The organism is Desulfosporosinus metallidurans, assembly GCF_001936615.1.
Taxonomy (GTDB): domain Bacteria; phylum Bacillota; class Desulfitobacteriia; order Desulfitobacteriales; family Desulfitobacteriaceae; genus Desulfosporosinus; species Desulfosporosinus metallidurans.
Genome location: NZ_MLBF01000037.1, coordinates 32,648 through 46,882 on the forward strand (window position 1 = coordinate 32,648; position 14,235 = coordinate 46,882).

Consider the following 14,235-nt stretch of genomic DNA (forward strand, 5'->3'; position numbering starts at 1 on the left):
AGATAGAATAGCAGTGTGCTTCAAGCACAGTTCAGTATACAAGGCCCTTAGCCTACGCGAGGCCTAACGTCCAAGAATAGCAAGTCGCAAAGATAGCCAACAGAAAGTCATGTCCACATAAAATATACTGGACTACAAAAAAATACCTTGAAGTCAAAAGATCGTCGATGCATTGAGGCATTGAACGCTTATGGACATTCTGATCACCTCCTTAGTCGTTTGGCTAATGAGATGGATCCATTAGGTATTCAGCATAGCTTCTCTTGTCTTCAGCTTCCTCTTCATCGTAAGGGGTAACCTCGTCATAATGCTCCCTACAGTATCCGTCTATAAGATCCCGCTCATGATACGCCGCTTCATCTTGGCACAAGGGGCACCTACCGTATTCCTCATAATTCTCTAGGCAATCTTCACAGATCATTTTGCGAGAATAATCTTCCGCTGTACCATTGTTGGAACCTCGTTTAAAGATCGGTACAAGGTTTTCTAAACACTTACATTCAATGCACTTTTTCATTTGAAATACCTCCTTCGTTAGTATCTTGATTATACAAACTCTGGTGCGGTACGTCATGTGAGTCAAAAATCTAAAAAATGGGGTAACCCATTATTGGTATTCGTCAATTTTATAAAGTAATCCGATCATCATATCGGTTATTTTTTTAAGATACATTATGAAGGAGTCCTTAATCCCATATATAATTTCCTTGTCATATATCTCCAACAGAGTATTGTAGTAAATGCTCTGGATTTTGTTTTTAAGTATGTATTCATCGATCAAGTTGCACTCTCTAAATAGCCCACGGCTAATTTTTTCTCTTATAAACATAGATTCCTTAATGGAATTGAACGTGGCCACTCCAGTACTATTCACCACTTTTTTAACCATAGTGTGAGCGTTCGTGCCATTATACTTCAGCCCATCTTCAATAATCTCTCGGTATACAACTTTCATATGTTGCAAATAATCAGCCGATAACTGGCGCCCAGCACTTATGTTTAACACCATACACAAAGCTGCGCATTGTGAAAACCGCTCATTAAATCTCTCATACTTTTCACGTTTACCTTCCAAAATTATGTTTATTAAATCCTTCTTACCGTCTATTTCGCAAATAAATCTGCCTTTACAGTCGAAATTTTCATGAACAGTTTTCTGATAAATAGGCTCCAACATTTGCTGGTTTAGCAACTCATGTATACTAACATTTACCCTTTTCTCATTTCTCTGCCCTATACTTAGTATGCAATTGGCAAAATCCTGAAATATGTTATTTTTCTTTATAGTACGCGGCATAATTTCATTCGAAGCCTTACTCACGAAATCAAGAACCTCTGACAAAAAATCAACTCTTTTACTAATTGCTTTGTTTGTAAGAATGTGGTATATAATGGCTTGTAAAAAAAGGTCTGAATATGAATTTTCTGTAAGCATGAAAACTTGCATATCTTCTTTTGCATTTACCATTCCTAAAGCCCTTAATTCATCATTACCCTCTGTGCATTCGCGATGATACTCAAATATGTGCCCTGATATCTTTTTATAATTTTCGGCAAACCCCGATGATAATTGTCTTAATTCTCTAATTGAAGTAGCATTTGTGTTCCGCAAGGATACAAAAAGCTTGCCCTCGTTGTATACTGGATGAAAGCACCCTACTGCGGTATCTTACAATAAAACTCGTTAGCAAGTTTGTCTAGCTTAAAGTCAGTATTATATTTGTTCAAATTAGATATTAACTTTCTATTTGGATATATCCCCAATGATTTTTCACCGATAAGGTTTTCTTCTGAATCTATTAGACAAATAGCCAATTTTATAAATTGCTTTTGTTCTTCATAAGAATATTGTGAAACATCAAAACGAAAATTTTCCGCTCCTAGTAGACTTGTATAAAGGCTTTTCACACGTTTATACATCCGGTCTAACTCATCCGGAACTTTTGCTATTTCTTTAGCAATATCATACTTAATGTTGCAAGCCACAATGCCACTCCTTTATATAAACGTTCCCTTTCATAGTATTTTTAATCCTCATATTCTTCGTACTCAAATTCCTCAGACTCCTCATACTCGTAATCCTCATGTTCTTCGTGCTCAAATTCCTCAGGTTCTTCGTAATCTTCATCTTCATGTCCAAATGGATCTGATGAGTCGATTACTTCAACATCATCAAACTCAATTGATACTGAGTCGATATCTAACGTTTTATTTTCTTCATCATGATGACCTGACAGTAAATTGATGCTAATTCTCGCATCTAGCTGAGAAAACACATCGCCACTTAACTCCATGTTGGGCTCTTTACTATCATAATGGAAGTTATGATCGACTGAAACTTCAAACTCAACTCGACAATTAATCACAACATAATCATCAAAAATCTCATATGATCTGTCTGTAATCTCAACACCCTGAACTGTATCCACCATAACAAAATCAGAATTACAATTCGTATTAGCAATTTCTGATAATTTATCTTGGATTTCACCATATATATTTTCATGAAGATAATCTTCTATCTCTAGAAGCAACCCATCCTCACGATCAAGTTTATCTATTAGTGCCTCCACATTTTTACTCACAAGCTCAGAGCTCATTCGAACAAAGTCATTGAAATAGATGACGAATATTTCAGCGCCGCTTTCCTTGGCTTCATTGATTAGCTCATCTCTAACGCCAATAATTTCTTTATGCTCTATTTTAAACCAATCTTCCTTTTTATCTCTTGTAATGAATAGCATCGGTATTTTGTCTAAATGTGATTTTTTCATTATTTCCTGCCATACAATCAAATCACCAAACTCATTACTATCTTTATCCCAATCGCAGTACCCTGGAGGGATTCTATCTGAATATCTTGCAGCACCAATTGATTGTATATTTTTAAGTTCTTCATCTGTTAAAATTGATGAAGACTTAGAACATATAGATTTCTGAAACACTTGCACCAAACCCGATAGCAAGAATTCTCGGTTTTCTTTAGTAGACGAATCCATCCTTTGGTTAAAATCAGATAATAAATCATAAAACACCTCATTCATATCAACAGATGAAACAACATCAGCTAATAGCCCATGGCCTTCTTCGTAAAGTTCATTAGACAATGATTTAAAAACTTCACTCATTTTTGTAACACTATTATCCAATGTTTTATGAAACTTATTAAGCCTTCCAAGTGCTCCAGATCTATCGCCTTTATATTCAAAATTTTTACTCATTTCCACAGCAGCCACATGATTCGATATCCATATCCGTTTTTCCACAAACAGTAGCGTATCCATTACACACTTAGCTAACTCAACATTGCACTCTTGAAGAAACACTAAGGCAGATGTGTCTAACGAAATGATGGCTTCACTCCAAAGTCTTTTAAAAACTTGCGCGTCCATATATGCCAAAATATTCACCCCCATCAAATGGTTATCCAGGTCTTAAAGATGGCTTATGTTGTTGCCACGCCAGGGTTGCTATATACCCGAAATCCCATGAATATTCACATCTAAAGAACTTTCCACATCTTTCCCTCATTTCCTCCCAATGTGCCTCGGTTTGTCGGATCGGCTCGATAGATTTTGAGAAAGTAGTTATGCTAAGTTATCTCTTGAAAATCGCATAAAACCAGCTTTTATAGCCAATTAACCGTTTTGATCCCTTAGCAAATAGTCATATAACTTAGTAATATGACTATTTGTTTCTTTATCTGATGTTAGGTTATTTCTTAGAGTGGGTAGTTCACTGCATAGCTCACTGTGAACTCTACTATAGTTCATCAAATGAGCATACCACCCCCTTGGTTTAAAAGTAAGTTTTTTCAGAGCTTCACATAATACATGTTACTGCTTTTGCCGCCGTTTTCCCGCCATCTATTTTCCTTGCGAAGATGTCCCGTCCTTTCAAGATCTGTGACGGCTCTTTTTACGGTGCTCCGTGACAGCTTCAGTTCTGTAGCGATGGTACCAATCGCCGGATAGCACTTGCCGTCCTTGTCAGCCCGATCATGCAAGTACATATAAACAGTAACAGCTCGATGTGGAAGCTCTGATGCATAAAGTGATCAAAAGTATCCCATTGCACCCCTCCTTAATCTGTGCGCAGCGGTGGTTCCTATTCCTGTAGATCCCGAAATCGTGAACCCTTTATGCTCGAACAGCGGGGGAGATGAGCAGTAACTTGGTGCCATTCAGTATACCGCTCCACCATCGGCATATAGATATGTCCGTTAATATTGTTCTCAAACAGGTCATGGGAGGCTTCCGCTATCAAAATATCCTCGCTTAACGATTCCCTGCAAAATTCCTGCAAAGGCTTCGGTACACACAAACCCAATTTATGGATGTTCATATTCTTGCAAGCCTTTAACACTTGCAGATAGTCTTTTGCCTCATGGGGCAGGATGCTTCCGCAGAGCAGACGGATGTCCGCCTCCCTGAATATCGTGGGTGGTTCTTTGATTTCCCCGCAGTCGTAAATGATAAAGTTGTAGTCTTTATCCAGCTCATTGGTAAAATAGCAGTCAACACAGCCGACGGGATAGGCTTCTCCGTCTTTTTCCGCATCATAGATATTGACAATCCAGTTCAAATGCCGGTTGGTATTGGTCTCCACATAGCAGGCGAAAGCCCCCCGCGCAATGAGCCAAGCCGCCAGGTTAAAGGCGGTGACGGTAACGCCGCTGCGCCGCTGTGTGCCGGCAACGGCAATCTTCACATTTCGGGCGTCCCACCTGTATTTGACAATTTCTTTTGGTATCAAGGCTTCGGGAAGAGCGATATCCTGCATAAGGCTTTCCTGTGGCCGCTTATACTTTTGCATACCATCTTCCGAGAGACACTCGGCAAGCTCATCCCTGATGCCATCCATGCTATCGGCAGTCACAATATCCGTTACGCCGATATCTACCAGCCTACCGATATAGGCGTCTGCATTTACCATATCCGACAGGATGGGGATGATTCTCACATTGAGCATCATTTGCATGGATTGGAGGGCAACGATGAAATCATCAAGCTGCTCCTCTATACAGGAAACATCCACAAGGAAATACTTGCAGCCTATATAATTCCTGATGTCCTTTGCGGCAAAAAGCTTCAAGGAAAACCTGCCGATGAGCTTCTTTATCACAAGCTCCTGCCCTTCCATAAAGTCGGTCAGTCCGCTTTTCCCATTACTCGAAAGATACAGCTGCAACGCTCACACCTCCGTCATAGGGCTTGTTTTCCTGCTTTTTGAGATTTGCAGTAAAGAGCAGGATGATCCCGATTACCACAATCAGCACATAGATAAACAATTCAATCAATTTTTTTCGGTTATTCATTGTCTACCTCCGTATTAAAATACTCAACCAAAGTAAAGTGCTTGTTATGTCGATATAATCCAGAATGGGCCGCCCGCTTCGGCGCTTTTATGGGCTTCATTCAGTATGATAGATAAATCCCACGCCTGTTCGCTGCGTTTTTTGCTGGCCGGGTCCGCCACCAGGATTTTTCCCCCGGCGGTCACGCCCCTGAGTACGATGAAATGCCCGCTGGACGTAAAATGCCCTTTGCCCATCAGGGCGACCACCAGCTTACCGGAGGACAGTGCATCAACGATTTTTTGCGTTTCCTTTGCCGGGCAGCCTTCCGCCAGCAAGCCAAAGGCTTTCGCTGCGCCCGGAATAAGGGAATGATAGGAACCGCCGCCGGGAGCCCAATACCCGTTATCATAAGACCATTTTGCCATTTCCACAGGGTCAACTGTTTTACCCGTCAGGCTGGATACTACCATAGCCATTGCGGTAGGACCGCAGCCATACCCGCCGATGTTGTCTGTCCCGTAAGGCTTGTCTTTATATTGTTCAGCTCCTTGGTTGTAGTAGACCACCGGCGTAACTCCATCGGTGAAAATCACGCCCTTATAGGAGGTTACGCCGCTTTCATAATCCGTTGCTGCAAGGTACTGGTACATCCCGTAGTCGTTTTGCAGCCGCTCGACCTCGGTAATGGCCTGGCTATCGAAAAACTCACCCAAAAATTCCAGCGGGTGGGTAAGGATATAAACGAAGGCCGTCAGGATGAGAACTACACACAGCAAGGGTGTAAGAATAATAATCAGCAGCCTTTTTCTTGCTTCCTCATCGGAGGCAAGCTTTAAGGCCGCCTGGGCAAGAAGCTTTGCCGTTGCCGGATCAATTGCCATAAAATCAAATCACCTCCATTTAAAAGGCGCTCCTATAATGAGGAGCGCCTTTGCGGTTCATTGGGCTGTGTCGCTAGTGTTTATTAGAATCAGTTCGCACTTCAAAGGTATTGGGGTCAATCAGAATCACAGTCTTTCCCAGGGTGCGGGCAAAAGCAAGGATGTTGCCCGCGCCGCCGGGTTTGCCGTTCCATACCGCAAGCACATAATTACTTTGCTTGACCATGTATTCCTTTTTCTTTTTGATGCAATCCTTAGTGTAATGACGCTGCAAAAGGGTTTCCTTATCGCATCGTTCCACAATAGAAAAGTACCTGTCACGCTGCCCTATCGTCCATTTTGCCGCCTGATCCTCACAGGGAATAACGCACTCCAGGGTAATTTCGGGATAGTCTCTTTTGAGGTCAAGGACGATTTCTGCGGCAAACTGGCCGACACCTAAATCAACACCACACATGAAATGAGTAACTCCCAAAGCTTCAATCAAATAGACCGCCTGTTCCTTCAGTACCTGCTTCAACCGCAGGCAACCGGCGTTTTCTTCGTCGAACCCAATGGGAAGGCTTTGTGGGCGGGGTCCCGCAAAGCAGCAGGCAGGCCTTATATTGGCTTCTTTAATAAGCATCGTCATTTTAAGCAACCACCTTTCTCATAATAATAAGGAATTAAGGCATATATTTTCTTACATTATATGGAATACATTTCCCTATGTCAATAGAAACATATGCTGTAATTCCGTATAATGAACCGATGTATTGTCTATAATCATATATACAAGGTGGTGAATTGTAATGTATGAGGATTTGTTTTACGAAAGATTAACTAGGCTCCGCACACAAAAAGGGGTTTCCGCAAGGGATATGAGCCTGTCTTTAGGTCAAAGCGAAAGCTATATCAATAAAATTGAGAACAAAAAGTCGCTGCCGTCCATGACAGGATTTTTTTATATCTGCGAATATCTGAATGTCCCTCCAAAGGATTTCTTTGATGACGAAGTAAGCTTTCCGACAAAATTAAATGACTTAATTGATGAGTTAAAGAAGCTAAACGATGGTCAGTTGGAGCATCTTCTGGCTATTATTAAGGACTTAAAGACAAAGTGAGAAAAGCAGGCTGCATGAGATATACAGCCTGCTTCTTTTTTTATCTTCCTCCAGCCTTACCCATATAGTCAAACTTGTATTCAGGTATCTCAAAATTGACGTGCAGACGCTTGGAACCGATCACAAATAAGGCGTGGCCTCGTTTCTTGCTTTCCAGCAATTCTTCCTCCGCTTCGGTAAGATTGTAAAGTTCCTTTGTTTCCTGCAAATTCTTTCCGTCCGTCCCCATAATGATTTTGATACAGGGGATGTCAAGTAGGGCCTGCCCATACATCTTGATTTCAGGGGAAAGAAAATCCACGACGCTGTGGGAGATGATGATTAGTCCTGCTTCATATTTTCTCGCCCGTTTTTCCACATTGCGCAAAAACACAAGGCTCTGCGGCACCTGGGGGTCGATCATCAGGTAGGCTTCATCGCAAATGAGCAATACCCGCTCGGTTCTGTCTTTGGACATCTGCTCCCAGCACCAGGTCAACAGGTTGAAGTATTGCGTTCTTTTGATGTTTTCGCTGGTGTTTTGCAGGGAATGGGTGTCCAAACAAATGCAGCGGGAATGGGTTTCCACGACAGTGTGGCCGTTCCACAAAAAGCTGTCGCTGCCGTTGGCTACATCATAGAGCAACAAGGCCAGGTCACGATAGACGGGATTGTTGCTATCCTTCTCCGCTTTTTCGGAAATCAGCTTGTGCAGATCACTGAAGGTGGGAAACTGTGTGTTGGACAGGGTGGTAATATCCGTGTCCCAATAGATGCCGAACTGGTTGTAAAGCTCGATGACGCTCTGCTTCAGGATGGCCTTCTGCATGTCCGTGAGGCTGGGCAGGTAGAGATTGAAGAAGATTTCCAGATTCTTAACATGGAGCGCCATGTCCGACATGCCGTTGCCCTCGTCCCGGTACAGTTTGCCGCCCTTTTCATCCGGCTCGTCCTCGCTGTCCCTGGGTGCAGGCCGGATTTGCAGGGGATTGATTTTGCCGTTGGCGCCACCCCCCGCGTTAATCCAGTCGCCGTTCAAATTCAGGCACAGGTCCCGGTACTCCGATTCGGGGTCGATGAAAATCAGCTTGGTGCCTTTCATATATTCCGCTAAAGCGATATGCTTGACGGCGGTGGATTTGCCCACGCCGGCCACGCCCATAAAGACCATATTGGAATTGGTGCGGTCATTGCCGCGCTTCCAGGTGTCTACTATTATCAATCCGCCGTTGTTGTCCTTTGCAAAATAGTACCCGGTGCCGTCATTGAAACCGGAGCTTGCAAAGGGGAAGCCGCCCACAAAGGTGCTCATGGGGATAATCCTCTGCACAATGCTCTCCACCACCGGACTTACGGGATAGGTTGGGGAAATGGTCTGCAAGCCCTCTTTTTGCAGGTTGGCAAGGGTTCTGACCTTGCATTTCATCACGCTGACGACACTCTCCACCCTTCGGCACCCCTTGACAAAGCTTTTTTCGTCATGGGCCACCGGCATGATGACAAGGCTCATCAACACCACGGTTTCGCCGTTTTGGTCGATCTGAAGCATGATCCGCTCTCCGTCCTCCGCGGCTTTTTCGCTTCTCTGCCTGGTAAGAGGGTCCTTGGCGCCGTTGGCGGTGGCCCGGTTTTGAATAATGCTCTTGGATATGGCTGAAATCAAAGCGCTGTTGTCCACCGGCTGGATGCCGATGGAAACAAGGGTGCCCGGTATGTTGGTGATTTTACTCAGCCAACCCGTATCCACCTTTTGCGGATAGCGGACAACGCCGTAAATCTTTCCCATGTTTTCACCGATCACCAGGCTGTTTCTCTTGATTTCAAGCCCCATCGGAGAAATGACGTTTAACAGGGCCTCATTAACCGGTACAAACTCGGTCTTTTTTCTTGAGATTCCTATCAAAATGCAACACCTCCGCCTAAAATGGGAATGGAAGGGGTAAAGTCCGTGTCCTCCAGGTGCATATAGGCGGGGTTGTTGATGAGGTTGCAGAGCCGCACAATATTCTGCTGTTCCAGGATTTCGCAGCCAATCCCACAGTCGTCGAGGTTTCCCGCAAAATCCTTTGCCTTCACCAACAGTTCCTTTTCGGCGCCCTCGTCGGCTTTTTCCCAGAGAACGATGTAAAATTGGCGCTCCACCACCTCGCCGGACAGGGCAAAGGTTGTCATCTCCAGAATTTCCTGTTTGAGAAGTTCTTTTTGCTTGGTGTCGGAGGTGGCAAGCGCCGCCGACAGCTCGGAGATCAGGGGCGTAATGTCCACCGGACGGGATACGGCAAGAAATTTAAAGGGGTGCTGTATGCCGGACATGCTCGCTGTGAGCTGCTTGACCAACTGATGTTTTTCGCCCTTGCTGAACAGGTCGATGGTGATGGGGTTTATTTTCAGATAACAGAGGACAAGCTGGTCTCTTGTGTAGAGATATTTGCCTTTGATGTCCTTGACATTGACAAACTCATTGGCTGTCTTTTGCTGGCCGTCCGCTACCGCAGCCTGTTTTTTCCTTTTGTCCGACAGCCTGATGAAAAGAAAAGCGCCGCCTCCCAAGGCAGCGCACACCAAAATCATAATGATTGGAAAAATCAAGCCATTTCCACCTCGCTTTCTTCGATTTCCTAAATGCCTTCGCAATCTACCGATTTGAATAGGCTTCTATGCCCCAGGCGTAACCACCTCCAGATAAAGAAAGAGCTGCACCCGTTTAGGTACAGCCCCGAAAGCCCTGCATTATAGCTCCATTTCGTCTTCGTCCTCATCTTCGTCATTAAAAAGAGCCTTCAAGAAGTCGTCACTGCTATTGTAAGATTTAACGCTGACATAGCTCGCGTCCTCGACCTCTTGGACTGTATATAATTCCGGCTCCCTAAATCGTCGCATGTATTTTTCGATTTGCTCATCCGTAAGAGAAGCTTCTTCACCTGTTCCATCATCACGGCAGATGATAAAAGTCCCCGCCACAATATCACCGTTATCCAGCTTGCGATTTCCTGGAAGCCCCAACAGCTTGCCTTCCTCATTGCAGTAGAAGAAGGTGTCTCTGTCAAGTCCGACATACTGTATATTTCCGCCCACAATCTCCTGCAAGGACCGGAGATCGTTTTCAATTTCAGCAACATAAGGCGGCTTTTCAGGCTCTACAACCAAAACACGAAATTTTTTCAGATCCGTTTCGTTTTCCATAAAAATAAAAAACCTCCTTCCGTACTTATGGGTTAAGGGGCGCAAGGTGCCAATCGTCATAGAGTGAGCCGGAAATACTTACATCATCCCTTATGCTGATTGACAGCATACCGGCAGGGGTCCAGGCGTCCTGAATGTAGGTATCCACCGTGTACTGCCCGTTGGGATACCAAATTGGAAGAAAATGCACCCTGCGATTGTAGGTGGAATACCTGTTTGTCTTAAACTGAAACTGCGCGGAGTATCCGTTGGCCGTCCGGTCCAGCAAGCGCCAGTAATCCTTGTAATGGAATTCGGGAAAATAGGCGGTCGCCGTCTGCCCACCCGTCACATGAGAGGACGGTGCGTTGGTTGTAAACTGTGCATTAACGATGGTTTTTACCCCATAGCCCGATTTCATGGTGCTGCCGCTGGCGGTGGGCACTTTATCATCCGGCAAAAGGCTCATGCTGCCAGAAAGGGATGCGGAATAGTTGTCTCTGAGAAAATCATACCAGCCGTGGTCCTCCCACCGGCCGAAATCATACCAGCTTCCATACTCACCGCCGACCCACACCCAATGGGATATCCATACCCAATAGGGATGCCATTGCGCCCACCAAACGCCCCAGGAGGCCGAAGCTTTCACTGCCCTTGACGGAATACCGACTGTCGTAAAACCGTCGTTTCTATCCGTTGCCGTAGGATTCGGCGGTTCATTTTCGTCCAGACGGATAATCTTTGCAAGAATTGACGTTTGGCTTAATGTGCCTTTTGTACTGCTTACCGTAATGGTGATTCCCTCCGGGCTGGAGGGTGTGTGCCATTTGCACCACACAAGCTGGCTTTGGCCTGCGGGTATGACGATATTGCTGACGGTGTACGTACTGCCCTTGATCCTGAAAGTCACTTTTGCGGGACTGTTGGGATTGATTTCCCCGGAAGCATAGAGCGTGACTGGAGTAATCACGTCCGTATCAACCGTGTATTCGTAATCATAGCTTGTCTCAGGAGCCGGGGTTGGGGGTTGTCCGGCAAACCTTACGATACCCAGTCCGAGACAATTGATAATGGTATCGTTAGACTGGTTTTGGCCCGTCGCCCCAGAATAGGCGGTAAAACCCAGGTCCGGGGTTTCCAGGAACATCGATAAAGGCAGGTTTTTATGGGTCAGAGAACCCATCTTGGAGCCCAGACCACCGCTTAGCAAATTGTCGTACATGGCGGCTTCCGTTGCGGTCATGGCTACTTTCTGCCCTTGAAAAGTAAAATAGGCAATAGGCTCTAAGAAGAGTTTGTATTCTCCGCTAATGAGGGATTGGTATTCAATCCCTGTAAGTTGAGAAATATAGCGGACAATAATTTCATCACAAAAATATGCTTTAATTGCATCAATATTAACGCTACCATCCGCGCTAACAATTTTCGGCATTTCTATAGATGGATTTGCATACGTGTATGTGTTTGTTTCAAGCGACAATGATGTCCCATTTTGGTATTGGATTTTACTGATCTTTCCAAAATGATACTGTACTGTTGGCGTTTTATTAGTGATGTCAATAGATACTGTTGCAGGCGAACCCGTATTCGCATTGACAACCGTTACACGAACCCCGTCATTACCGCCGTTCCAATAGTTTTCATCACTTCCTCCTCCAAGACCGCCGCCACCTCCATCAATATTTCCACTACCGCCCGTATCGGCAAGAGCGACCATCGGCGAAAAGCAGAAAAGCAGCACAAGGCAAAGCATGAAGGACATAATTCTTTTCAAATGAGCACCTCCAGTCAAAATAAAAAGGAGTATGGCTTTTCATACCATACTCCAACGATTTGTTACGGCTATATTCAATCCATCTGACCAACTTTGTTTCCTGTTAGCTTGTCACCTTCGTTGCCTACTATTACACCCTTGCTGCCGCCGCCTTCATCCTTCACCCATCCAAAGCCGGGGATATATACCTGGCCGTCCTTTTTGTCCCCACTTTTGGGTTCACTGCTTTTTTTCTCCACAGTGGTCTGCTCTTTATCATATACAGGCGGCGTATCGGGATTTTTCAGGGCACCTGCATCCTTGACCACAGGTTTTTCCGGTTCAGCCGGTTTTTGTGGGGTTTCGGCAATTGGCACTTCAACGTCCTGCTGCTTGCTTATATCAAGGACTACATTGCTTGATGTCTGGCTTTCCGTCCCGTTGGTGAGGGCCGTAATATTGGAGACGGATACCCCGGCCTTGTCGTCGGTTTTTATATCATCCACTGTTACGTTATTGCTTATGTTATTTGCGATATTTGATTTATTCTTTTCACCGCTACCTCCGCCAAAGGAGAAAACGGCAACGGCCAGAACGACACACAGGGCGGCAAGTCCTGAAACCAGCAGCCTCTTTTGAGTCTTGACATTTAATTTGCTCATAAACTCAACCTCCTTCATAGGGTTTATCTATAAAAAACGAAGTGTATTTTCATACATATTATACCATTACAGCTTGGGCCGCGTCTAGCGGCCATTAGTCCTATAATTTTTTATCCCTCCGGGATAAAATGCACAATGTTTTTAGAATTTTGGTGTAAATCCTCCTTTCAGCTTCATGGTGATTTTCAAGGGTGGAAGATGTCTCCACCCAAAGGATAGGGGCACTTCCACATCCACTGTCCCCGTCGCGGATAGCTGCGAAATGTCGCCGGTGTTGGTCGGGGCAAGGGGCGCGTTCTGCATACTGACGGTAAGGTCGGACAGGGTGTATTCCACATCGGGGCCTGTGTATTTTACAAATTTTCCGCTTTCCGTTTTTACGCCCAAGGTGCTTTCCAGGCGGGAGTATACATCCCCGATGTCCAGCTTGACCACCCAATCCGTCCCGCTTAAGGTATAGCCTCCGCTGTAGCCCTCGCGCAGCCCGTTGTAGGCGTCGTCCCAATTCTCGGTGGCAACGTCAATCATTGCGGACTGAACTGCGTCCCGCACACCGCTTGCTATGACCATCAGCCGCATATATTCAAAGACCGTACAGGACAGGATAATCACAACAAGGACAATCGCCAGCGTCAAAGGGGCGGAATTACCGGAGGTATGCCGGAGGATTTTCTTTGTTTTTATCATTATTTATGATACACCTCCGATACGCCTGTCGCCTTCGCGGTCAGGGTAATGGGGAAGGAAGAAAAATCACCGAACAGGCCGATATCGACCGTGGTGGAGAGGGTTACGGTAAATTCTTCGTTCAACTGGATGTTGCCGGTTTTCGACCAACTGATGGCCGGGTCCAGGCCGGTTTCAGCTTTAAGACGGTTGGCTCTTGCCGTGGTTTCGCTCCCCACGCGCCCGGCGATTTCAGTCGTGCGGCAAAGCTCCGTCGCGAAGGTGTCAAGCTGCTGTTTAGCAACAAACACCGGCGCAACCCTGACCACCAGGGCAAGCACCATCATCATCGCGAGGACCACCACGACCGCATCAATATATCCTTTTCCGCTTTTGGATTTCAGCACTTTTATCATGGCTCCACCTCCGGGTCTCCTTCCTGCTCATCATCGGGAAGCAAGTCATAATCTGCTTCCTCGTTTCTCCGATCTTCCATTTCCCACAGATGATGCTCCAATTCTTCCTGCATACTGAAAGAATTTTCATAATCCCATGAATGAGCAATGACAAACAAAGGTTCTTGAAATTTCATAAGGTATTCCATCTGTTCCTCCAAAGGCTCAACGCTTTTCGTGAGCAGGTGGTAGACCAGCCGCATATTGGCAAATTCCCTTACCTGTCCTATAATTTCGGCTTTGTCCATGTCGTTTATTTTATTGAGATAGGCTTT

17 protein-coding genes and 1 pseudogene are annotated in these 14,235 nt (G+C 45.1%); 1 reads left to right on the forward strand and 17 read right to left on the reverse strand.

Annotation, left to right across the window (positions count from 1 at the left end):
- Nucleotides 1-223: 223 nt before the first annotated feature.
- From DSOL_RS18125 to DSOL_RS18160, 9 genes and pseudogenes are all read right to left on the reverse strand, one after another.
- The gene (locus tag DSOL_RS18125; protein ID WP_075366221.1) at nucleotides 224-517 is read right to left on the reverse strand and encodes a hypothetical protein; all 294 of its coding nucleotides are present in this window, start codon (nucleotides 515-517) and stop codon (nucleotides 224-226) included.
- 90 nt (nucleotides 518-607) lie between these two features.
- Nucleotides 608-1,468: a hypothetical protein gene (locus DSOL_RS18130; protein ID WP_170871552.1), complete on the reverse strand. Its 861-nt coding sequence runs from the start codon at nucleotides 1,466-1,468 to the stop codon at nucleotides 608-610.
- A gap of 188 nt (nucleotides 1,469-1,656) precedes the next feature.
- Nucleotides 1,657-1,986, reverse strand: coding sequence for a hypothetical protein (locus DSOL_RS18135; protein ID WP_075366223.1), 330 nt, complete (start codon nucleotides 1,984-1,986; stop codon nucleotides 1,657-1,659).
- 41 nt (nucleotides 1,987-2,027) lie between these two features.
- Entirely contained in the window at nucleotides 2,028-3,392 is a 1,365-nt protein-coding gene (locus tag DSOL_RS18140; RefSeq protein WP_235838884.1) for a PIN-like domain-containing protein, read from the reverse strand.
- Nucleotides 3,393-3,814: 422 nt separating this feature from the next.
- Nucleotides 3,815-4,072, reverse strand: a pseudogene (locus DSOL_RS18145) (helix-turn-helix domain-containing protein).
- Nucleotides 4,073-4,107: 35 nt separating this feature from the next.
- Complete coding sequence (locus DSOL_RS26835) at nucleotides 4,108-5,190, reverse strand: hypothetical protein (RefSeq protein ID WP_235838881.1); 1,083 nt, start codon at nucleotides 5,188-5,190, stop codon at nucleotides 4,108-4,110.
- On the reverse strand, nucleotides 5,168-5,317 hold the full coding sequence (locus DSOL_RS28080) for a hypothetical protein (RefSeq protein ID WP_170871553.1): 150 nt from the start codon (nucleotides 5,315-5,317) through the stop codon (nucleotides 5,168-5,170). Before DSOL_RS28080 ends, DSOL_RS26835 begins: the two co-directional genes overlap by 23 nt.
- A gap of 44 nt (nucleotides 5,318-5,361) precedes the next feature.
- A complete protein-coding gene (locus DSOL_RS18155; RefSeq protein ID WP_075366225.1) occupies nucleotides 5,362-6,180 on the reverse strand; it encodes a C39 family peptidase in 819 nt (272 codons plus the stop codon).
- Between the two features lie 73 nt (nucleotides 6,181-6,253).
- Nucleotides 6,254-6,811: an SLOG family protein gene (locus tag DSOL_RS18160; protein ID WP_235838882.1), complete on the reverse strand. Its 558-nt coding sequence runs from the start codon at nucleotides 6,809-6,811 to the stop codon at nucleotides 6,254-6,256.
- Between the two features lie 160 nt (nucleotides 6,812-6,971).
- On the opposite strand from DSOL_RS18160, the gene DSOL_RS18165 reads away from it, so the two are divergent.
- Nucleotides 6,972-7,283: a helix-turn-helix domain-containing protein gene (locus DSOL_RS18165; protein WP_009624140.1), complete on the forward strand. Its 312-nt coding sequence runs from the start codon at nucleotides 6,972-6,974 to the stop codon at nucleotides 7,281-7,283.
- Between the two features lie 40 nt (nucleotides 7,284-7,323).
- Here DSOL_RS18165 and DSOL_RS18170 read toward each other — a convergent pair whose 3' ends face one another.
- From DSOL_RS18170 to DSOL_RS18205, 8 genes are all read right to left on the reverse strand, one after another.
- Complete coding sequence (locus DSOL_RS18170) at nucleotides 7,324-9,165, reverse strand: VirB4 family type IV secretion system protein (RefSeq protein ID WP_083642722.1); 1,842 nt, start codon at nucleotides 9,163-9,165, stop codon at nucleotides 7,324-7,326.
- Nucleotides 9,162-9,851, reverse strand: coding sequence for a TraC-like domain-containing protein (locus DSOL_RS18175; RefSeq protein ID WP_075366226.1), 690 nt, complete (start codon nucleotides 9,849-9,851; stop codon nucleotides 9,162-9,164). Before DSOL_RS18175 ends, DSOL_RS18170 begins: the two co-directional genes overlap by 4 nt.
- 141 nt (nucleotides 9,852-9,992) lie before the next feature.
- Nucleotides 9,993-10,445 (reverse strand): DUF3846 domain-containing protein, encoded by a 453-nt coding sequence (locus tag DSOL_RS18180; protein WP_075366227.1) that lies wholly within the window; start codon nucleotides 10,443-10,445, stop codon nucleotides 9,993-9,995.
- Between the two features lie 25 nt (nucleotides 10,446-10,470).
- Complete coding sequence (locus DSOL_RS18185) at nucleotides 10,471-12,198, reverse strand: DUF8193 domain-containing protein (RefSeq protein WP_075366228.1); 1,728 nt, start codon at nucleotides 12,196-12,198, stop codon at nucleotides 10,471-10,473.
- A 74-nt stretch (nucleotides 12,199-12,272) separates the two neighbouring features.
- Complete coding sequence (locus DSOL_RS18190) at nucleotides 12,273-12,839, reverse strand: DUF6550 family protein (protein ID WP_075366229.1); 567 nt, start codon at nucleotides 12,837-12,839, stop codon at nucleotides 12,273-12,275.
- Between the two features lie 141 nt (nucleotides 12,840-12,980).
- Complete coding sequence (locus DSOL_RS18195; RefSeq protein ID WP_083642724.1) at nucleotides 12,981-13,526, reverse strand: hypothetical protein; 546 nt, start codon at nucleotides 13,524-13,526, stop codon at nucleotides 12,981-12,983.
- Nucleotides 13,526-13,921, reverse strand: coding sequence for a DUF4320 family protein (locus DSOL_RS18200; RefSeq protein ID WP_075366230.1), 396 nt, complete (start codon nucleotides 13,919-13,921; stop codon nucleotides 13,526-13,528). Before DSOL_RS18200 ends, DSOL_RS18195 begins: the two co-directional genes overlap by 1 nt.
- Nucleotides 13,918-14,235: hypothetical protein (locus DSOL_RS18205; protein WP_427854430.1), on the reverse strand; the 318-nt coding region annotated here is incomplete at its 5' end. The genes DSOL_RS18200 and DSOL_RS18205, both read right to left, overlap by 4 nt.